This is a genomic window from Clostridium sp. NkU-1 (assembly GCA_001312405.1).
Window position 1 is genome coordinate 476098 of the sequence record BBDR01000001.1, and the last position, 19201, is coordinate 495298.

General features: G+C 44.9%; 24 protein-coding genes and 3 pseudogenes. 6 read left to right on the forward strand and 21 right to left on the reverse strand.

All coding sequences use genetic code 11. The features are described from left to right. Positions 1 to 15: 15 nt before the first annotated feature. Complete coding sequence (locus JCM10519_RS02345; RefSeq protein ID WP_025233342.1) at positions 16 to 213, forward strand: cold shock domain-containing protein; 198 nt, start codon at positions 16 to 18, stop codon at positions 211 to 213. A 117-nt stretch (positions 214 to 330) separates the two neighbouring features. Here the strand turns inward: JCM10519_RS02345 and hslO are convergent, their stop codons facing one another. From hslO to JCM10519_RS02410, 20 genes and pseudogenes are all read right to left on the reverse strand, one after another. Next, the gene (gene hslO / locus JCM10519_RS02350) at positions 331 to 1206 is read right to left on the reverse strand and encodes an Hsp33 family molecular chaperone HslO (RefSeq protein WP_054737809.1); all 876 of its coding nucleotides are present in this window, start codon (positions 1204 to 1206) and stop codon (positions 331 to 333) included. A 1-nt stretch (position 1207) separates the two neighbouring features. Further along, positions 1208 to 1495, reverse strand: a complete 288-nt coding sequence (locus tag JCM10519_RS25605) for a hypothetical protein (protein WP_347842870.1) — start codon at positions 1493 to 1495, stop codon at positions 1208 to 1210. Next, positions 1458 to 1964, reverse strand: a complete 507-nt coding sequence (locus JCM10519_RS02355) for a class I SAM-dependent methyltransferase (RefSeq protein WP_347842871.1) — start codon at positions 1962 to 1964, stop codon at positions 1458 to 1460. Before JCM10519_RS02355 ends, JCM10519_RS25605 begins: the two co-directional genes overlap by 38 nt. A gap of 147 nt (positions 1965 to 2111) precedes the next feature. Then, positions 2112 to 2621, reverse strand: a complete 510-nt coding sequence (locus JCM10519_RS02360; protein ID WP_054737810.1) for an SEC-C metal-binding domain-containing protein — start codon at positions 2619 to 2621, stop codon at positions 2112 to 2114. A 229-nt stretch (positions 2622 to 2850) separates the two neighbouring features. Continuing rightward, the gene (locus tag JCM10519_RS25610) at positions 2851 to 3180 is read right to left on the reverse strand and encodes a hypothetical protein (RefSeq protein WP_347842872.1); all 330 of its coding nucleotides are present in this window, start codon (positions 3178 to 3180) and stop codon (positions 2851 to 2853) included. 4 nt (positions 3181 to 3184) lie between these two features. Further along, positions 3185 to 4555 carry a hypothetical protein gene (locus JCM10519_RS25615; RefSeq protein ID WP_347842873.1) on the reverse strand — a complete coding sequence of 457 codons (1371 nt, stop codon included), beginning with the start codon at positions 4553 to 4555 and terminating at the stop codon, positions 3185 to 3187. A gap of 99 nt (positions 4556 to 4654) precedes the next feature. Next, on the reverse strand, positions 4655 to 4930 hold the full coding sequence (locus JCM10519_RS25620; protein ID WP_347842874.1) for a hypothetical protein: 276 nt from the start codon (positions 4928 to 4930) through the stop codon (positions 4655 to 4657). 14 nt (positions 4931 to 4944) lie between these two features. Continuing rightward, entirely contained in the window at positions 4945 to 5451 is a 507-nt protein-coding gene (locus tag JCM10519_RS25625; protein WP_347842875.1) for a hypothetical protein, read from the reverse strand. A 58-nt stretch (positions 5452 to 5509) separates the two neighbouring features. Beyond that, entirely contained in the window at positions 5510 to 6082 is a 573-nt protein-coding gene (locus tag JCM10519_RS02370; protein WP_347842876.1) for a DeoR/GlpR family DNA-binding transcription regulator, read from the reverse strand. Then, entirely contained in the window at positions 6079 to 6270 is a 192-nt protein-coding gene (locus tag JCM10519_RS25630; protein ID WP_347842877.1) for a DeoR family transcriptional regulator, read from the reverse strand. The genes JCM10519_RS02370 and JCM10519_RS25630 overlap by 4 nt, the downstream gene beginning before the upstream one ends. Further along, positions 6249 to 7016, reverse strand: a complete 768-nt coding sequence (locus JCM10519_RS02375; RefSeq protein ID WP_054737811.1) for a copper homeostasis protein CutC — start codon at positions 7014 to 7016, stop codon at positions 6249 to 6251. The genes JCM10519_RS25630 and JCM10519_RS02375 overlap by 22 nt, the downstream gene beginning before the upstream one ends. Positions 7017 to 7055: 39 nt before the next feature. Next, positions 7056 to 8023 (reverse strand): annotated as a pseudogene (locus JCM10519_RS02380) (oligopeptide/dipeptide ABC transporter ATP-binding protein). 12 nt (positions 8024 to 8035) lie between these two features. Next, positions 8036 to 9025, reverse strand: a complete 990-nt coding sequence (locus tag JCM10519_RS02385; protein ID WP_054737812.1) for an oligopeptide/dipeptide ABC transporter ATP-binding protein — start codon at positions 9023 to 9025, stop codon at positions 8036 to 8038. A 10-nt stretch (positions 9026 to 9035) separates the two neighbouring features. Continuing rightward, positions 9036 to 9932 carry an ABC transporter permease subunit gene (locus tag JCM10519_RS02390; protein WP_054737813.1) on the reverse strand — a complete coding sequence of 299 codons (897 nt, stop codon included), beginning with the start codon at positions 9930 to 9932 and terminating at the stop codon, positions 9036 to 9038. 10 nt (positions 9933 to 9942) lie between these two features. Beyond that, positions 9943 to 10803, reverse strand: coding sequence for an ABC transporter permease (locus tag JCM10519_RS02395; RefSeq protein WP_347842878.1), 861 nt, complete (start codon positions 10801 to 10803; stop codon positions 9943 to 9945). A 218-nt stretch (positions 10804 to 11021) separates the two neighbouring features. After that, positions 11022 to 11300 (reverse strand): hypothetical protein, encoded by a 279-nt coding sequence (locus JCM10519_RS25635; protein WP_347842879.1) that lies wholly within the window; start codon positions 11298 to 11300, stop codon positions 11022 to 11024. Beyond that, a pseudogene (locus JCM10519_RS25640) lies at positions 11297 to 11887 on the reverse strand (ABC transporter substrate-binding protein); the annotation flags it as partial. The pseudogene JCM10519_RS25640 and the gene JCM10519_RS25635, both read right to left, overlap by 4 nt. A gap of 49 nt (positions 11888 to 11936) precedes the next feature. Further along, positions 11937 to 12698: an ABC transporter substrate-binding protein gene (locus JCM10519_RS25645; protein ID WP_347842880.1), complete on the reverse strand. Its 762-nt coding sequence runs from the start codon at positions 12696 to 12698 to the stop codon at positions 11937 to 11939. Between the two features lie 184 nt (positions 12699 to 12882). After that, positions 12883 to 13137: a hypothetical protein gene (locus JCM10519_RS02405; protein ID WP_054737814.1), complete on the reverse strand. Its 255-nt coding sequence runs from the start codon at positions 13135 to 13137 to the stop codon at positions 12883 to 12885. Between the two features lie 145 nt (positions 13138 to 13282). Then, positions 13283 to 13462 carry a hypothetical protein gene (locus tag JCM10519_RS02410; RefSeq protein ID WP_054737815.1) on the reverse strand — a complete coding sequence of 60 codons (180 nt, stop codon included), beginning with the start codon at positions 13460 to 13462 and terminating at the stop codon, positions 13283 to 13285. Between the two features lie 181 nt (positions 13463 to 13643). Here JCM10519_RS02410 and JCM10519_RS02415 point away from each other — a divergent pair. From JCM10519_RS02415 to JCM10519_RS25660, 5 genes and pseudogenes are all read left to right on the forward strand, one after another. After that, positions 13644 to 14008, forward strand: a pseudogene (locus JCM10519_RS02415) (BlaI/MecI/CopY family transcriptional regulator). 148 nt (positions 14009 to 14156) lie between these two features. Continuing rightward, positions 14157 to 16160 carry a M56 family metallopeptidase gene (locus tag JCM10519_RS25650; protein WP_347842939.1) on the forward strand — a complete coding sequence of 668 codons (2004 nt, stop codon included), beginning with the start codon at positions 14157 to 14159 and terminating at the stop codon, positions 16158 to 16160. Positions 16161 to 16464: 304 nt separating this feature from the next. Continuing rightward, on the forward strand, positions 16465 to 16797 hold the full coding sequence (locus tag JCM10519_RS02425) for a helix-turn-helix transcriptional regulator (RefSeq protein ID WP_054737816.1): 333 nt from the start codon (positions 16465 to 16467) through the stop codon (positions 16795 to 16797). After that, complete coding sequence (locus tag JCM10519_RS25655) at positions 16790 to 17617, forward strand: permease prefix domain 1-containing protein (RefSeq protein WP_347842881.1); 828 nt, start codon at positions 16790 to 16792, stop codon at positions 17615 to 17617. The genes JCM10519_RS02425 and JCM10519_RS25655 overlap by 8 nt, the downstream gene beginning before the upstream one ends. 530 nt (positions 17618 to 18147) lie before the next feature. Then, positions 18148 to 18348 (forward strand): hypothetical protein, encoded by a 201-nt coding sequence (locus JCM10519_RS25660; protein WP_347842882.1) that lies wholly within the window; start codon positions 18148 to 18150, stop codon positions 18346 to 18348. A gap of 353 nt (positions 18349 to 18701) precedes the next feature. Here JCM10519_RS25660 and JCM10519_RS02435 read toward each other — a convergent pair whose 3' ends face one another. Next, positions 18702 to 19124, reverse strand: coding sequence for an N-acetyltransferase (locus JCM10519_RS02435; protein WP_347842883.1), 423 nt, complete (start codon positions 19122 to 19124; stop codon positions 18702 to 18704). Positions 19125 to 19201 lie beyond the last annotated feature (77 nt).

The window sequence follows — 19201 nt, forward strand, 5'->3', positions numbered from 1 at the left end:
TTTGGAGGTATCATAATGAAAGGTACAGTTAAGTGGTTTAACAACCAAAAGGGTTACGGATTTATTTCCGACGAACAGGGTAACGATGTGTTTGTTCACTACTCAGGTCTTAGCATGGACGGCTTCAAATCCTTAGACGAAGGCGCTGCAGTAGAGTTCGATGTTGTAGACGGAGCTAAGGGGCCACAGGCTACAAACGTTACCAAATTATAATCATTGACTTATCAGTGTACCTTTTTTCAATATATAGGAAGAAGTTATATTGTTTCACATGATTACGATCAGAGCCATCCAATGTCCAATGGATGGCTCTTTTTGATGCCTCTTGTCTTACGATTTCTCGTACATCCTTTTTAAATCTTCTATTGTAAATTCATAATTTTTATTGCAGAAATGACAGTTTACTTCAATGCTCTTTCCTTCGTCGATCATTTCCTGAAGCTCTTTCTTCCCGATGCTGATCAAGGCCTTTTCCACCCTGGCTTTATCACAATTGCAATAAAAGCGGGCAGGAACCTGTTCCATCATCTCCACGCCAAAGTCTCCAAGAATGTGTTCGAGAATCATTTCCGGCGTATCTCCATGATCCAGAAGATCCGTGATGGAGGTGATTTCTCCCAGCTTTTTCTCCAGGCTTCCGATGACCTCCTCAGAGGCTCCCGGCAGGAGCTGGATGATAAAGCCGCCGGCCTGCTTTACGGTGTTGTCCTTATTCATTAAAACGCCCAGTGCCACTGATGACGGCGTCTGCTCTGAAGCAGCATAGTAATAAGTCAGATCCTCAGCAATCTCACCGCCTACCAGTATGGTCTGTCCAACATAAGGCTCCTTTAAGCCGATATCCATAATTACGCTTAATACTCCCTCTCCTACCGCACCGCCTACATCCAGCTTTCCGGCCTGATTAGGAGGAAGCATGACGCCGGGATTATAAACATAGCCTTTTACATTTCCCTTTGAATCTGCAGTTACAGTAAGGCCTTCCATTGGGCCGCTTCCCTGAATCTTTAAAGTCAGTAAATCATCTTCCCCCTTCATCATGACGCCCATCATGCTCCCTGCAGTCAAAAGCCTGCCTAAAGCAGCCGTAGCTACAGGGCTTGTATTATGAGCCTGTCTTGCCTGTTCTACCATTTCTCTGGTAGTTGCCGCGAAGGCGCGGATCTGATGATCCCCTGCTGTGGCTCTGACAATATAATCAGCCATATTATAATTCCTTTCCGCGTTCTCTTGCTATGATATAAATTCTTTCACTGGTATCCTTTGCGGGAGCTTTGGTAAAAGCATCAAAAGCAGCTACAAAATCCATGCCAGCCTCTTTTATCGCCATTTTTACTTCGTCAAGTGAATATGCTCTCTGATAATGATTCTCCGTATATTTCCGGTACAGGTTTTCCTCCTGCCGGATAAACAGAGAAAGATCATATTCATTGATCCTGGTTTCCTTATCATAATAATTATCCCAGATAAAGCTGCATTCCTCGGTCCTCGGCAATGGTGGAATCGCCCATAAGGGTCTCATATTTATATATGGTGTTCAGATCAAATATAAAAATTCCTCCCGGATCCAGATAATTGTTGACCAGGCGGAAAACCTCCGTCATATCCTCATATTCCAGAATATAATTCATGCAGTCACAGATGCTTAAAACGGCCTGCACCGTGCCGTAAAGTTCAAATTCCCTCATATCCTGCATAAGATAAAGAATGTCTTTTCCTGACTTTTCCCGCTTTTCCATGGCTATCTGCAGCATATCTTCGGAGTTGTCCACTCCGATCATATCATATCCCCGGTCCGCAAGAAGCTCTGTAAGGCTTCCCGTTCCGCAGCCCAGGTCAAGAAGCAGGCCATCCTTTATCCCATATTCATTCAGCAGACCGGTTACGTATTCACACCAGTCCTTATATGGAATATTGTCCATAAACCGGTCATAGACCTCTGCAAAGCTAGTGTAGGCTTCCATTCACAATTTCCTCTTTCTTGCCCATGCCCTATGGGCATTTAGGTACACCCGCAGTGTTTCCTCTTATTCTTCAAAAACAAAGCAGGTAACTCATAAAGAGGTACCTGCCTTCCTGTCTCTTTATCCTGCTGCCAGGGCAGCATTTGATTACAGGTTGGATCCGCAGCACTTTTTATACTTCTTGCCGCTGCCGCATGGACATGGATCATTTCTTCCGACCTTTGCTCCCTTAACAATGGTTCCAGAAGCCTTCTGCTTTTTATAAAGCTCTTTTCTCTTCTCTTCCGGCAGTATGGTATCCCACTCCGGAAGATTATACAGCCACTCTGCTTTAGCCTCTACCATATTATAATAAAGCTTTTCCGTATCGATCTCTATTTTTACCACGGTCTGCTCGTCCATAGTCTCAATAGGATTCTCATATCCCTTTAAGCTTTCATTGATTCCATCTAAAAAACCGGTCATTGTCTGGACATCTGTTCCATATCTCTTTGCCAGATCCTCTACTGTTCCCTCAACCACTTCCTCTGGCTTGGAAAGAATATGCTCATAGATTCCTTTTTCTACTTTAAAATACTCGGTCCATAATTCTTCTTTTCCTTTATCATCCAGTCCATCGCCGTATGCCAGGTTTCTCCAATTTTCTAAAATAGCCATGTTCAAACCATCCTTTTGTCTGTTATTCTCATGAAGCAGCGGACCAAGATTATGTGATCTTGATTTTAGCAGCTGCCCATGGAGTCAAATACCGCCCCGTAACCTGCTTCGGGGTATTTGACTTCTGATAGTACTCCAACAAACAGTATATAACATCTTTATATATTTTGCAAAATGTTTTTTTCTTATTTTACAATTCTCTGCCGTCAAATCACGGGAAAGGCTGTTCCTATAGGCATTTATTTCCCTGCTTCCTGTTCCTGCTTAAGCCCAGAAGCTTCATCATTAAGTCCACGCTTCCTACATTGTAGCCGCTGCATCCGTAGACTGCCTTTAATCCGGGATCCGTGACGATCAAAAGAGGAAGCTTTTCCGGATCCACATACATTCTCCTTGCCAGCGGTTCTACCCCATCATCAAAGTTTATGTAACCTACCTTAATCCGGGGTATTACTTCCAAAACCTTGCCGATGGTCCGGTTCTGCAATGACATTTCACTTTGAAGCAGGAAAATGATCTGGCCATCAAGGGCATTTAAGGCATCTTTTTGCTCCAGCATTTCGTTAAGAACATGCTCGGTAGGTTCCTGACCCTCGGACATGATAGCCAGAATATTGGCCTTTCCTTCCATAAGCACCGATGCCGGAACCGTCTGCTCTTTCCCGTTTTCTTTTTTTCACGGTCACATCAAAATCATCCAGCAAGTTGTCAACCAGCATATCTTCCAGACTTCCAGCCCTTAAGCGCATGGTTACAGACTTTTCTTCATCCTTATTTAATTCAAAGACATACTCGCTGGCATTCTGGTTTCCGCTGGGGAGGCGTACAGATGTGATTAGCCGGTAAATACCAGGCTCCAGATCCAGCTTTAATACACCGCCGGAAAATTTTACGCCAGTGTAATCCAGAGACACAAACTGTCCCTCTTTCAGCCTTCCAATGGTCCATGTCTGGTAATAGGTCCACAGGCTGTCTGTTTCCCCATAAAGCACCAGCTTTCCTGATTCTTTGTTCCTGTCTGTTAATATCTCATCAGCCCCTGATACTGATACAAATCTGCCTGTCTCATAAACTTCAGCCTCCAGATTTACCAGGTTCATTCGGGCCGGAATGCCCAGAGTCCGGCAGATGGCGACAAATAATATCTTCCGGCTCAGGGAATTGCCCTGTAAAAGCTTAAGGCTTCCTATGGGAGTGGAACAGATCGTCTTGTAGTCCAGCTTTGGTTCAAAACCAATGTGCTTCTTCACATATTCCCAAACGGTTTCAGGATCCTTACGAAACCTTTCCTTTTCCTGCCCATGGAAAAATTCCTCAATAAAGCCCCGGTAATCCGTCATTTCCTCAAGCAAAATTCTTGGGCAGAGGATATATTTTATATAAATATCCAGATTTCCATTCTCTTCCCATTCCTTACGGTATGTAGAGGCCCATGCAAGATGGCTTTCCAGGATGTCTGCTCTGGCATCCTTATAATCCTTAACGGTCAGACTGTTAAGCATTGCCTTACGGTCCGGATTCTGATCCCTGGAAAGAAATTTATAGATTTCATCAAAGTTACCGGCAGACAACCGGAGGAGTTCTGTTTCCTCCGGATACCGGGAAGCCTCTTCTGCCTTAAAATATCCTGCGATCCTGCTTTCCCGCATCTGGTTAGCCTCATGGATCCGTTTCCGGTTTCTTTCCTTTTGTTCCTTTGTAAGCTTCGCCGGATTCATTGGGTAATCCTTCGGAGCCCTGACGTCCACATCCACCCAGGTATCTCTTACGGATTTATTCTCTTCCTTCTTAAGTACCAGAACCGTTTCCTCCCCATCCTCAGGGGAAATCCACGCTTCACAGCACAGCCCATCCTTCATGGCACGGACATGGATATCCCCAAGGCCAATGGTAATGGATACCCTTCCATTCCTGTCTGTATATAAGTTTACCACGCTGCAATATTCCGCCATATTGAGAATTTCAAAAGAAACCCGTACATTCTCTGCCGGTTTTTTTATTCTTATCAAGAACCTGGATCTTATAAGATTTGGTCAGGGCATAGGTTGGGGTTCCATTATAATAGACCAATAAATCTTCCTGGCCCAGACATTCCGTCTCCGAATCGCCGGAATAGTCAGAAAAGGTTCTGGTGTGTACCAGTAATGCCCTGGAGGAGGCATTGGTAAACCACCCCTTATCCAGCACTTCTTCCGGCTCACAGGCTCCCAGAAAATGCCACCTTCCTTCCACAAACACCTCCACCCATGCATGATTATCATCACAATGAGCCATCTTGGGGTATACACCTGTCTGGCAGGGATGCCCACGCTCCGGAATGCTGTTACGGCAAAGGTGGATTCCTCTCCGCACCTGCCTTTCCGGATTTATACACAGTCACAGGCGATATGGTCCTGTTGTCGGAAGCTTCATAGGTTCCGTTCTCCGCACACCAGTAATTGATTTCCAACACCGCCTCCCTTATTGAAAGCCCTTTGATCCGTTCGATCAGCTTGTCATAAAAAAATCTGCGGCAGTCCTCAATATTCTCCGTATTGATCCTGTAATATAAAATATGATGGAGAAAAATATCTTCCGGAATTTCCTGACACCATTCCATCTGATCATAAACCATGATGGAATGCCTTACAAATCCAAGAAATACAGAAAAGTCATACTCCCCGGCATCCCGTACCGGCATTGTCCCATATAAAAATTTCATGAGCACCTGTTCCCTGGGAGCACAGCTTTCCATGGCTTTCTCGATTTCTCCCTTAAGACCTCCCAAAAAGGGAAGCCTGAGTTCATATTTTTTCTGGGCATATCTCTGCAAATGTTCTGAAAACATCACAAAATTCTCCTTTACGAAATCAAATAATTATTTTCTGACTTAGACGGCCCGGCAGAAGCTACATAATAGTAACTCCTGCAGAATAAAGCTTCCTGGCTGTGGCCTCATCTGGCATGGAGTCTGTAATGATTCCGTCTATGTCATCAAAATGGGCAAATTTATAGGAATCATTAAAATAAAATTTGTCTTTTTCCATTACCAGATATTTGTGCCTGCTGCTGGCTATTGCCGCCTTCTTTGTCAAGCCATCCTCCACGCCTAAGGTGGTAATGGAATTGTCCGTAAGGTCCAGACCGCAGGTTCCGATGAAGGCCCTGTCAAAGCTGTACTGTTTAATGATTTCAATGGCAGCCGCCCCCATAAAGCCGTTTACCGTACGGTACATGATTCCTCCGGTCCCAATGGAAGTGATATCTGGATTAACTGCCAGTGTCTGCATAATATCGATCATGTTCGTAACCACGGTCAACCGTTTGTGGGACCTGGAAAGCTGTTCCGCCACCATGATATTTGTGGTAGAAATATCCAGAAATATGGTTTCATTGCTCCTGATAAGCTCAAAAGCCTTCTGGGCAATTAATTTCTTTTTCTCAATATTCGTATCTCTCCGGTCAATCACATCCCGCTTCAAAGGGTAATCCTGGGATAGTAAGCTCCGCCATAGGTCCGTTTCAGCTTTCCGGCATTTTCCAGATTTTTTAAGTCCTTGCGTATGCAATCCTCCGTCACCTGAAAAAGAGCGCTTAAATCCTTTACCTTTACCAAGCCCTGGTCATGAAGGATCTGCAAAATCCTGTCTAAACGTTCTTCCGTAAACATGCTTTCTCCTCCATCAGCCTTTTTGCCTGACGTATCTGTTCCTCTTCTGTACGGAAAATGTCATATTCCCCGATTCCCGGTATGCCCATATTTACATTTTCTTTCCGGTAGGTCATGCCGCTGTCCACAATCGTCTTTCCTGACATGTGAAAACACCGGGCATCTATCTCATCCATAAGGCTGGCAATGGCATCTACATTGACCCCGCTGCCTACCAAAATATCGATCCGGCCGGCCGCCTGCTCTATCAGTTCCCCTAAAAGCTTCTTTCCTTCCATACAGGTATTCTGCTGTCCGGAGGTCAGTATGGTATCTGCCCCTGCCTCCATGGCCTCTTTTAAGCTTCTGTATGGATCCCGGCATACATCAAAAGCTCTGTGCAGGGTCATGTTTCCCGTTCCCGCCTTTTTCCTGAGCACTTTCAGCCGTTCCATGTCAAGATCCCCGTCCGGTTTTAAAAATCCCACCACAATCCCATCTGCGCCAAGATCCCGAAACATCTGCGCATCCTCTGAGATCATCTGAAATTCATGATCTGTATACAAAAAATCTCCATACCTGGGCCGTATCAGTACGTTGATTGGAACGTCACAGGATTTGCGGATCTGCTTAAACTGACTCACTCCAGGGGTCGTCCCCCCGATCACCAGATTTGCACAGAGCTCCAGCCTGTCGGCTCCTCCCTGTACTGCTGCTTTGGCAGATTCCACAGAATCCACACAGACCTCCAAGATATAGTCTTTCATTATTTTCTCCTAACCATATATTTTTTTGTTGCCAGAATCCTACACTGCCTTATGGCAGGCTGCAAAATGCCCTGGCAAGACTTCTTTCATTTCCGGTGTTTTTTCCCGGCAAAGCTGCTCTGCATGAGGGCAGCGGGAAGCAAACCGGCATCCTTCCTTCAAATTGACAGGATTTGGAAGGCTTCCCTCCAGCATGATCCGGCTGCGGCTCTTTTCCACATCTGGGTCCGGGATGGGAATTGCAGAAAGCAATGCCTGGGTATAGGGATGGAGCGGAGTCTCAAAAAGGCTCTCACTGTCCCCTAACTCCACCATGGCCCCAAGATACATGACACCGATCCGGTCACTGATGTGCTTGACCATGGAAAGATCATGAGCGATGAACAGATAGGTAAGCCCCCTCTTCTCCTGCAGCTCTTTTAACAAGTTAATCACCTGTGCCTGAATGGAAACATCCAGTGCTGAGATTGGTTCGTCACAGATCACAAACTCCGGATTCACTGCCAATGCCCTGGCAATGCCCACCCGCTGACGCTGCCCGCCGGAAAATTCGTGGGGAAAGCGGTCTGCATGCTCTTCGGAAAGTCCTACGGTTTCTAAGAGTTCCAGAACTTTCTTTCTCCGTTCCTCCCCACTTAAGATTCCATGAGCATCAATTCCTTCCGCAACAATATCAATGACCTTCATCCTCGGATTAAGGGATGCATAAGGATCCTGAAAGATCATCTGCATCTTTCTGGTAAATCCATGGCGCTCCGCCGCAGATAAGCTTCTGCTCATCTCCTGTCCATCATATAATATCCTGCCATCCGTTGGCTCATACAGCTGAATTACGGTACGGCCGAAAGTAGACTTCCCGCAGCCGCTTTCCCCTACCAGGCCAAGGTTTCTCCTTTATAAATATCCAGGCTGACATCATCCACTGCTTTTAAAATCTGGTTTTTCCCTACCTGGAAATATTTCTTTAAATGCTTTACCTCTAATAATGGTTTCTTTTCTGCCGACATCATAATTTCCTCCTATTCCCTGAGAGCCTTTGCCCGCTCATCAAGAAGCCAGCAGCGTGCATGGTGGCCTTCACCGCAAAGCATATCCTCCGGCGGATACTGTCTGCAGACCTCCATGGTCGACCTGCATCTGGCTGCAAAGGGGCAGCCTTTTGGCGGATCCATCAGATCTGGCGGCGTCCCCGGAATGGCCGTCAGCTCGCTTCCCTTATGAGAAGCCTTTGGTATGGAAGCCAGCAGCCCCTTTGTATAAGGATGCTCTGTCTGGTAAAACAGCTCCCGCACACCGGCGCTTTCCACCAGCTGACCTCCGTACATGACTGCAACCCGATCCGCAACATTAGCCACAACCCCCAGATTATGGGTGATAATAATAATGGAGGTTTTAATTTTCTTCTGCAGATCCTTCATAAGATCCAGGATCTGTGCCTGTATGGTTACATCCAGAGCCGTAGTCGGCTCATCGGCAATTAAAATCTTAGGATCACAGGCCAAAGCCACCGCGATCACGACTCTTTGCCTCATGCCGCCGGAAAGCTGGTGGGGGTACTGGTCAAACCTTGTATCCGGATTGGAAATCCCAACAAGGGAAATCAACTCAAGAGCCCGTTGCTTCATCTGTGCTTTTGTCATATCCTTCCGATGCTCTTTTAATACCTCCACAATCTGTTTACCAATGGTCATCGTAGGGTTTAAAGAGGTCATAGGGTCCTGGAATATCATGGAAATATCCGACCCCCGTACCGCCTGCATCTGCCGCTCGCTATATTTTGCAAGGTCCCTGCCTTCTAAGAGAATACTGCCTCCAACGATTTTTCCGTTTTTCGGAAGCAGGCCCATAATGCTTTTTACGGAAATGGATTTGCCGGAGCCGGATTCTCCAACGATTGCCAAAGTCTCCTGCTCATCCAGATAAAAACTTACCCCGCGCACTGCCTGGACTACCCCATGCTGTGTTTTTATATGTACCTGTAACTGATTGACTTCCAATAATCTGCTCACGACGATTCACCTACTTTCTCATTCTTGGATCCAGAGCATCCCGCAGGCCGTCTCCAAGAATGCTGAAGCATACCATAATCAGGACGATCACGATTGCCGGGAAAATCAACACATGAGGGAAATTACGAAGCACCTGGTATCCGTTGTTAATTAAAACTCCCAAAGATGCTTTTGGTTCCTGCATACCAATGCCGATAAAGCTTAAAAATGCTTCCGTAAATATGGCAGATGGAATGGTAAACATAGCATTGATGACAATGACTCCTACCGTATTAGGGATCAAATGCTTCCATATGATTCCGGCAGTACTGGTTCCCAGCACTCGGGCCGCAAGAACAAACTCCTGATTTTTAAGCTTTAAAATGGATCCGCGGACCAGACGGGCCATATTCACCCATCCTGTAATGGAAAGAGCCACTACAATCGTCCAGATGCCTGCCGGCATAACCATCATCAAAAGAATGACAATGATCAGATGGGGGATTCCCACCAGCACTTCAATGATCCGCTGCATAACGGCATCCACTCTCCCGCCGGCCAAAGCGGAAACCGCTCCATAGGTCACTCCCAGCGTCAAATCCAAAAGAGCTGCAACAAAGGCGATGAGCAGGGATATGCGGGTCCCCATCCACGTTCTGACCCAGAGGTCCCGGCCGAACTGATCGGTTCCGAAGAGATGTACCAGGGAGGGCGTCTGATAAATGATATCATAATTCGTTTCTTTATAAGAATATCTTGAAAATACCGGCGCCAGTATTGCAAGGAGCCCGATTGCAATCAACGTAAACAAGCAGACGACCGCCGCCTTATTTTTCTTCAAACGAAGCCAGCCATCCTGAAGGGCTGTTAAATTGGGCCGGGCAATATGTTCTTTCTCCGATTCATCACATTTGCCTTTACAAATAATTCATCCATTCTTAACCCTCCCCTCCGGCTGCCAGACGAATCCTGGGATCAATCAGAGAATACGCGATATCAACGATCAGCACCACAAAAATATAAAAAGCGCTGTAAAAGATCGTGATTCCCATGATCGTGGAATAGTCATTGGCCTTTATACTGTCTACAAATAAGCTGCCGATTCCCGGGATGGTGTAAATATTCTCTACTGCCAGAGAGCCTGTCAGAAGATTTACAACAATGGGCCCCAGAATCGTCACCACAGGGATGATCGAATTCCTTACGGCATGGCGCATGAGCACCTTCATCGGGCTAAGTCCCTTGGCTTTGGCTGTGACGATGTAATCCTGCTCCAGCACCTCCAGCATCTCTGTCCTGATAAACCGGGCGATCATGGCCGTGGCGGAAAAGGACAGGGCAATGGACGGAAGAACTGAGCATTTCCAGTCGGTCCAGAAACCAACTGGCAGGATTCCCCATTTTAAGGCCACATAATACTGCAGCAGGGCCGCAGCCACAAAATTAGGAACAGAGACTCCAAGGACAGCCACGATCATGGTGAAATAGTCGATTCCGCTGTTATGCCTCCACGCTGCAATAATTCCCAATGTCAGTCCAACTGCCAGCCCGATCAACACCGCCTGAAGGCCGATTAAAGCAGAGGGGCCGATTCTGCCTCCGATTACGGCAGATACCTTCTGTCCAGTGTAAGTAAAGGATGTTCCAAAATCTCCATGCAGGATATTTCCCATATACTTTATGTATTGCCGGGGCACGGACTCATTCAGCCCATACTGCTCTAAAATGGCCTGCTGCTGCTGAACAGACATCATATTAAAGCGTTCCGAGTCAAAGGGAGAGCCTGGCAGCTTCTTCATCAGAAAAAAAAGTAGCTGTTACAATGACCCATAATGTCAGCGCCAGATATATCAGTCGCTTGCAGATATATTTTATCATGCTGTGTCCTCCTTTGCATTCATATTCTCCTGAGATTTTAAAAAGAGCCGCCCTTCCCTTTTCCAATTTTAAAAGGGAAGGGCGGCTCTTCTCATTTTCCGCATTCCGTTGGTCAGGGCACCTCCCTGTATGCTGCGGCTTACTTAAAATAAGCGTATTTAAATTCCACATCCGGCCCGAAAGGATGATTGACCAATCCTTTCACATTGGATTTTGTAAGGGTTGCAGAACCTCTATGGTACAAAGGTGCAACGATCACATCCTCGTCAACCAGAAGATTCTCCGCCTGAAGCAGCATATCCAGACGCTTGGCGTCATCGGTTTCAACTCTTGCGTCATTAATCAGCTTATTATATTCTTCATTTTGATAGGAGCCGCGGTATGGAGTACCGTTGGTCCATAAATCAAGGTATGTCATGGCATCGTCATAATCAGCTCCCCATGCGTAGATGCAAACATGTAATTATCGTTATCCATCAATTCATTTCTTGCCTGAACCGTCTTGGTATCGATTACAATATCAATGCCTAAATTCTTATTTAATTCACTCTGTATATAGGTTGCAACCGCTTTTGTCACAGAATCATCTCTTACCAGCAAGGTCAGGGTCGGTGTCTGTCCCAATTCTTTACAGCCCTCTTCCCAGTATTTCTTAGCCTGTTCCGGGTTGAATTGGCAAATATTTCCGTTTAAATCACGGAAACTCTTGCTTTCGTCTCCATACATGCCTTCTGCAACCAGACCCTCGCTGGGAGCAGAGCCATCTGCAAGAATTGCCTTAACCAGGGTCTCACGGTCAATTGCCATGGAAACAGCCCTGCGGATATTTTTGTTTGCCATAACCGGATTGCTTAAGGAGAACTGCAGATATTCGGTTCTGAACTCGCTCTTAGAACTGAATTCCGGATCATTCTGATAAGCGGCTACGTTGGAAGAATCAAGAGCTACCTGGCTCAGTTCATTGGCCAGATAAGCGTTAAGGGCTGCGGATGCATCCTTCATTACCCTTACCTGAGCATTTTCAACCTTTACATTTGCAGCATCCCAATACTTATCATTCTTTTTTTAAGGTAGCGCCTACTGCCGGATCATAACTGGTGATAACATATGGGCCGCAGTAAATCATATTCTCCGCACTTAAACCATACTGGTCGCCCTTTGAGGTAACATATTCCTCGTTTAATGGGAAGAACTGGCAAAGGACAGTTAAACGGGCAAAATAAGGGGTAGGTGCTTTTAAAGTCACCTGGAAGGTCTTGTCATCAAGGGCCTTTACTCCCACTTCTTCTGCACCGGCCTTTCCTTCATTATACTCGGCGCCGTTTACAATATAGTCTGTCATGATGAAGCTGTAGCCATTGGTGGCTTCCGCACTCATCTGCTTTAACCAGGCAAATACAAAATCATTTGCTGTCAAAGGAGTTCCGTCGCTCCATTGCAGGCCGTCTCTCAAATGAAAGGTGTATGTAAGTTTATCATCGGAAACATCATAGCTTTCCGACAGTGCAGGCTGCGCCTCATGATTCTCATCCAGGCGAAGCAGACCTTCAAATGCATTATTGTTTACCTTTGATGACTGGTTGTCGGAAGCCGCCCACTGTACCAGGGTTTTGATCTCGGCATTTGCATATACGCTAAGCACCTGATCGCCGGCTGCCGAATCCGCCTTTTTGTCAGAAGCGGCTTCACTCGATTCCGCACTTTGGGAAGATCCTCCGGTAGTGGGGCTGCCAGTGGATCCGGTAAAACCACAACCTGCCAGGGTTCCAATAACAAGACAGGCTACAGTGCCTAAAGTTAATACTCTTTTTTTCATTTTTCCCTCTCCTTTTGATATTGTTTTTTTTCTTGTTCTGTCTCAATTCATCGGCATTTCGCCCATGAAATTATTTGAATTATACATAATTTTATTACTTATGTCAATATTTTTTTATTATTTCATCCCGTTTTGGATTGTTTTAATTTTTTTGTTGAAATTAGTCCATGTCCCAAAAGCCATTTCAGCAAGAACTTCCTGAATACAGCAATTTGTTTTTTTCTCCGGAAAAATCCAGAAATGATACACAGTAGGCCCCATCTTCCTCTTCCGCCCTCACCGCACGGTTGTATATCTCCAATGCTTTCTCTACGGTGATCTCAACGTCATGATAATAATATAAGGTGGCTTGCGTATGTGAAACTACCCGCTCTATTAACAGCCTTGCATCCTGGTTTTCAAACAATATTTCATTTAAGTTGTTTCTTGTGATCATCATACGCCAGTCTCCTTTCGCAATAGAACAAATGTTCGCTTGATGATTAAAAATTAAAACCACATCATAGTGGTTCCAAATAAAATCACATGTCTCCGATTCCGGATGTTCATGCCGGTTTATAAAACACTGTATTCCGGCTGCCTGGTTAATACTGCATCAATATCTTAAAGGTCAGGAAGGTGTGGCTTTCGTCCGCCATCCTATTCATATTATAACATAGGCAGGACGAAAATGCAAACATATGTTCTTTTTGGTCAAGCGGATATTCACAATCCGCTTCGCTACTTGAATCGGTTAAATTTTCCAGCATTTCTCTAACTGTCATCCTCTTACCTGCCTCCTGCTCCCATTTGGCCACAAAAATGAGAGAAGGCAGATAAGCATAAGTTTATGGAACCTCTCTCACTAAAAGGGAAGGAAAAGTAAATTCCTCTTGACAATCAGGTCTACTATTAGTAAACTTTAAACAAGGTTTACTAATAGTAGCGCAATGGGAGGATTGTCATATGATTGATTATAGATTGGCGGAAACGGAATCGAGATTCGCCGACTTAATTTGGGAAAATGAGCCGATTAACTCAACCGAGCTTGTCCGGCTGTCGAAGGAAGTTATGCAGTGGAAAAAAATCCACCACCTACACCATCCTAAAGCGTTTGTGCGACAGGGGAATTTTCAAAAACGAGGGCGCAGTCGTTACATCGGCTATAAGCCGTGATGAGTTTTTCGCGGGTCAGAGCCGCCGCTATATTGAGGATACATTCGGCGGTAGTCTGCCACGTTTTCTCACGTTGTTCATTGGCGGAAAAAAAGTTATCCGACAAGCAGGCGGAGGAACTTGTGCGCCTGATTAACGAGCACAGGGGGGACTAAGGTATGGAAAGGATTTTTATGTCTGTCCTCAATATGAGCCTGACGGCAAGTTTTGTTATCGCTACAATTATTTTAGCACGGTTACCACTCAAAAAAAGCACCGAAGATTTTCTCTTATGCGCTGTGGGCGGTGGCGGGGTTTCGCCTCGTGTTCCCATTTACGTTGGAGGGCGTGTTTAGTTTGCTCCCATTCAACTCCACACCTATCCCGCAGGGCATCGCAATGCAAGCCGTTCCGCGCATTGACAGCGGAATAACAGTCATCGACAATGCCGTAAGCGCCGCATTGCCCGCCGCCACTCCCGTCACAAGCATAAATCCATTGCAGATATGGATTTTTATCGGTACTTGCATTTGGCTTTTCGGCATTGCAGTTATGCTTAGTTACAGTTTTGTATCAATCGTTGTGTTAAAACACAGACTTCGCGGCGCAACGCTTATCGAAGGCAATCTATATGAAGCCGACAACCTCAAAACACCGTTTGTAATCGGGCTTTTCAAACCGAAGATTTACATTCCGGAAGGACTGACCGACGAGGAATATCGCTATATCGTCCTACATGAGCGGACCCACATCAGACGTCACGATCACGCTGTTAAGATGTTCGCGTACCTTGTGCTCTGCCTGCATTGGTTTAATCCGCTGGTATGGGCAGCGTTTGTTCTGATGGGTGCGGACATGGAAATGTCCTGCGATGAATGCGTGATACGCAAACTTGGCGGGGAGATTAAAAACGCTTATTCGTTGTCACTCGTCCGTGTGGCGGCGGGGCGTAAAATCTTGAACGGAAATCCTCTTGCGTTCGGGGAGGGCGGTATGAAAGGGAGGATAATGAACGTGCTGAATTTCAAAAAACCGTCGAGGATGATTATTACGTTTGCCATTGTGCTTGTGACGGTGTTGACCGCTGGGTTCGCGGTGAATCGCACTACGAATGGAAGCATTTTAGATACGATAAGACCAATGTCTATGAACAATATCGCTAAAAAGCCACACTTTGCCGGAACGGTAACCGAAGTGTTTGATAATGCCATCCTTGTGATCGTCGATGAGGGCGAGGATGTGCGCAGGAGCAGCGACTTGATGAATGTTTCTCTCAATGTGGAATTAAAAGATAGCATGAACCATTTTAATGTCAATGATAAAGTTATTGTCTATTATAACGGTGAAATCGCGGAGTCCTATCCGGCGCAGATAAATACCGTTTACGCGATTGTTTTGACAAGCCCTGATATGAATGTAAACTTGGATGACTTAAAGGCGCTTTTCGCAATGCGGACGCCTTATGTTGGCGATAACAGCGCGGTCGGAAAAATTGTGTATGCCCTGCCAAGGCTTGACAGCAAGTATACACAACAATTTTTTTCAATTGGTGACGATTACGGAACTGGCCGGGCGCCGCATACACTCACTATTTACTATGAACCTAACGATGCGGAAACGACCGATATAAAGAATATAACGGTTACGCCAAAGAACGCCGCACTATTATTCGTGCTAATCGATAACCTTGAGGAAGTGAATATTGCTTTTCGTGAAACGCCGAGTGTCGGGGAACTCGACAAGGCGGAATACACTTCCCGAGCAACATACAGTCGGGAAAATATTACCGAATATCTGAAAGACATAGGGCTTGGTTGGGAGGATTTTCAGAACAACTGGAACCGTTCAATTGAAAAGATGTTCGCATCGGTTGATGATAACGAACAACTCAATTTGACGGTTAATGAAACCACACAAACACCTTCTGCTTCTGAAAGCGCCTCAAATTTTACAGACTTAGGTACTAAACCGGACATAGTAACGGAACCGAATATTGTTGACGGGAGCGTTATCAGAATTGTTGATTTTGAAATAGGAGATAGTTGCTCTTTGCATATCGAAGTTCTTGCTCCTACAGGTAAAATGATTGAAAATAGCGGCGCAACAAAATATGAAGTGGTCAGAAACACGAAATTATTGCTCCCTGCTGACGTTTTGGTGAGTTACATTGATTATGAAAGCGGCACCGGCACAAACGGCAAAAAGCTTATCAGCTACTTGAATCAAGGTGGCAGTTACTTCCCAGAACCGACAATTGCTAAGTTAATTGTCCATACTGATGAAAGCGGCAATAATATAACAGAACTGACAGAGGTTTATGAGCCGTAATAATAACTGTAATTTGAAAGCAAATTGATTATGTGGAGGATACAACATGATAAAATTTGATGCCAAAAGCGTGGAATACTGCGCAAAATATCGGCTGTAACTGACAGGCGGATCCCCTTTGTAAATCAATGGACCTATTAGGGAATATAGGTAGTGCGTAACTGCGTTCCGTACCGGATTCCTAGTTAAATCTTAATGTGGCTCTATTGGCTTGACACACCTAGACTATCTATGTATAATATCCAATATACCTAGACTATCCTGGTATAAAAAATAAAGGCACTGAAAAAAAGGAGGCAATTATATGGACAAACGCTATATGGCCCTCGGAACTTCTATGCTGGTGCTGAAGCTTCTGAAAGAGCAAAACATGTACGGATACCAGATAATACGTATACTGGAACAGCAAAGCCAGAATGTATTTCAGCTTCAGGAAGGCACACTCTACCCAATTTTGCACACCCTGGAACAGCAGGGAGCTGTCACCAGTTATCATGAGACTGCAGACAACGGACGCATCCGCAAGTACTACGCAATTACCTCTCATGGCCAGAAGATATTAGAAGAAAAATCAAAAGAATGGAAAGTTTACCAGGCTGCCGTCAACCAGGTGATGGGAGGTGCTCTATTTGAATAAAAACACATCTGATTCTGCAGTTTCCCATTTTCTGGAAGAGGTAACTGAACAGATTTCCTATCAACCGTTACGCCCTTCTATCCGCCAGGAACTGGAATCCCATATTCAAGACCGTATTGAGGAATACGAGTCACAAGGGTTCTCCCCTGCCGATGCAGAGCACCAGGCTCTTTGCGGCATGGGGGATGCAATTACCATTGGCACTGAGCTGAATGAAGCCCACAAGATTCAAAAATCCCCTAGACTTACCTTCATCACCGCTTTGCTGCTTCTGGCAGGCTTTGTTTTCTCCTGCTTCTTGCGATGGGCACCTGAGCAGATGTCAAATGGCTTTCTTTACTATATTCCAGGAGGGATTCTTCTTATATTTACAGTATTAAAGGGGTATCCCTTCTTAATCCGGCACAGAAAGATACTGGCATTATTTATATACCTGCTGTATATGGCTCAAATAGTGATATTTGTCTTGTCGCACTTTTGCAGGAGACGGTTGGGGAATGTCGGCACTGCCTATTTTGCTACATTACTTTTAGTTCCAGTGATTACAGTGCTGCTGTATTGTTCCCGCCATAATAGAAAGAAATTCCTGGCAGCCGCTCTTAGGTGTGCCGGAGTATGGATGTTTATCATGTATACATCCGGCCCGTATCATATCAGTGATACTGCAGCAGCCATTTTTCTTCTGAGTACACTTGGAACCGTGTTTTTTATGATTCACCGCGGGATTCTTTCCGGCAAGAAAAAATATCTTTATTCCGGCACACTGGCATTACTTGCCCTTCTCGGAAGTCCGCTTTTTTTTAACAACTTCCGGCCGTGAAAAAATAGATGCTTTTCTATCTCCACAATCCGCGGTTTACACCACCTGGAATGATACATACAATGGGATATTGATTCAGGAACTGCTTTCAAGAACGCCTCTTACTCACGGTCTTGAACTCTCCCCGGAAGAAATGATGGATTACGGTACCGGTGCATGGTATTTTGCTTCCCGTGATCCACGGCAAATTGGCATAGACGCCACAGATATTCATACCGACAAGCAACATCAGGAATTTCAGGATAAAGTGGAGGCGATAGAAAATCAAGGAGGCAATCCGAGATATATCCATTACCAGGCAGATGATGTGACCCTCTGGGATATTCTTCCTCAGCACTATCATAATAATTACTTGATTGCTGTATGTATCTTCCTGTTTGGATGGCTTCCGGGACTGGCGCTGATAGGAGCCCTCGGCCTGTTTTATTGGATCCTTTTTTTTATGTATTACACGGATACATGGGAATCTGGCTTCATCTCTTGCTTTTTGCTGTGGTCAATGCTTGCTATGGCAGGGAGTATTTTACCTGTTGGGAAATTTCGGTCATCAATATGCAGCCTTTCCCAATCTTCCTTTGATTTCAGAGGGACGGTTAAGTATCATCTGTAATATGTTGCTTCTTGGTCTGATTTTCTCAGCCTATCGCTATGACCATGTAATAGATGAACCCGCCCGCCAAGTTAGTGCTGAAGAGATTAAGCTTCCTCAAGCCAACAAAAAAATTAATTGATCAGACTTATTTCAAAATAGACAAAAACGGGAAAGTTACATACTCTAAAAAGCCATTTGACCAAACTGATTAATTCTAATTTTGTAAATCAATCTTAATACCCGGCCTACTATCATTTTCAAATAACCTGTTATACACTTATGTTAAAAAATTTGGAGGTTCCCTATGGTTTCTCCCTCCGGCCCTGATCCGGCCAGTTAGGCCGGAAGGTCATGCACCCCTAAATGTCATATATGTATTTGATGAATCGTTGTTTAAGCCATATCTCTCACCGCTTTTCTAATATTATGATAATAAATAATCAAAAGCAATCCTTGGATCACCATTCGCTACATAAATAATCCCACATTTTTTTAAAACCATTTTTTTAAAATAGCTGCCTGCATAGGCTTGTTGTCTGCATGAGTATCTATTCTAAGATAGTCCATTTTGCTTTTACAAAATTCAAGGCAAGCCTTTGATACCCCTTTTACCTGTCCACTACCGGCAAGTCTGTGAATGGCGCCATATGGCATATCACAATGCCAGTTTCCTTGTTCAATCGTATGGTAAGTAGGTTCTTCCCCAATGAAAAATGCGAAAGTACCGACAATAATCTCTTTTTCAGTACAAACGTAACAATTCCCGTTTATAATATCTCTTTCCAATACATCTACATTTGGATAGGTCGGACTCCACTGAGTCGGATTTCCATTATCTATCATGAACTTACGGGCATATTCATAAATTTTCATAATTGCCATCACATCTTCTTTAACTGCTCTTCTAATTTCCATTTTATCTTATAACCAGCCTTTCATCTTACTTATTATTTTCATATCCTTTTAGATATCCTGCTGCCTTTTCAATTTCT

What these genes read in the sequence shown, in the direction of transcription:
- JCM10519_RS02345 (WP_025233342.1), top strand. Translation starts at nt 16, where the DNA reads ATGAAAGGTACAGTTAAGTGGTTTAACAACCAAAAGGGTTACGGATTT.
- hslO (WP_054737809.1), bottom strand. Translation starts at nt 1,206, where the DNA reads ATGGCTGATTATATTGTCAGAGCCACAGCAGGGGATCATCAGATCCGC.
- JCM10519_RS02355 (WP_347842871.1), bottom strand. Translation starts at nt 1,964, where the DNA reads ATGGAAGCCTACACTAGCTTTGCAGAGGTCTATGACCGGTTTATGGAC.
- JCM10519_RS02360 (WP_054737810.1), bottom strand. Translation starts at nt 2,621, where the DNA reads ATGGCTATTTTAGAAAATTGGAGAAACCTGGCATACGGCGATGGACTG.
- JCM10519_RS25610 (WP_347842872.1), bottom strand. Translation starts at nt 3,180, where the DNA reads ATGCTGGAGCAAAAAGATGCCTTAAATGCCCTTGATGGCCAGATCATT.
- JCM10519_RS25630 (WP_347842877.1), bottom strand. Translation starts at nt 6,270, where the DNA reads ATGTTTACGGAAGAACGTTTAGACAGGATTTTGCAGATCCTTCATGAC.
- JCM10519_RS02375 (WP_054737811.1), bottom strand. Translation starts at nt 7,016, where the DNA reads ATGAAAGACTATATCTTGGAGGTCTGTGTGGATTCTGTGGAATCTGCC.
- JCM10519_RS02395 (WP_347842878.1), bottom strand. Translation starts at nt 10,803, where the DNA reads ATGAAGAAGCTGCCAGGCTCTCCCTTTGACTCGGAACGCTTTAATATG.
- JCM10519_RS25635 (WP_347842879.1), bottom strand. Translation starts at nt 11,300, where the DNA reads ATGACATACCTTGATTTATGGACCAACGGTACTCCATACCGCGGCTCC.
- JCM10519_RS25645 (WP_347842880.1), bottom strand. Translation starts at nt 12,698, where the DNA reads ATGAAAAAAAGAGTATTAACTTTAGGCACTGTAGCCTGTCTTGTTATT.
- JCM10519_RS02405 (WP_054737814.1), bottom strand. Translation starts at nt 13,137, where the DNA reads ATGATGATCACAAGAAACAACTTAAATGAAATATTGTTTGAAAACCAG.
- JCM10519_RS02410 (WP_054737815.1), bottom strand. Translation starts at nt 13,462, where the DNA reads ATGACAGTTAGAGAAATGCTGGAAAATTTAACCGATTCAAGTAGCGAA.
- JCM10519_RS02425 (WP_054737816.1), top strand. Translation starts at nt 16,465, where the DNA reads ATGGACAAACGCTATATGGCCCTCGGAACTTCTATGCTGGTGCTGAAG.
- JCM10519_RS02435 (WP_347842883.1), bottom strand. Translation starts at nt 19,124, where the DNA reads ATGGAAATTAGAAGAGCAGTTAAAGAAGATGTGATGGCAATTATGAAA.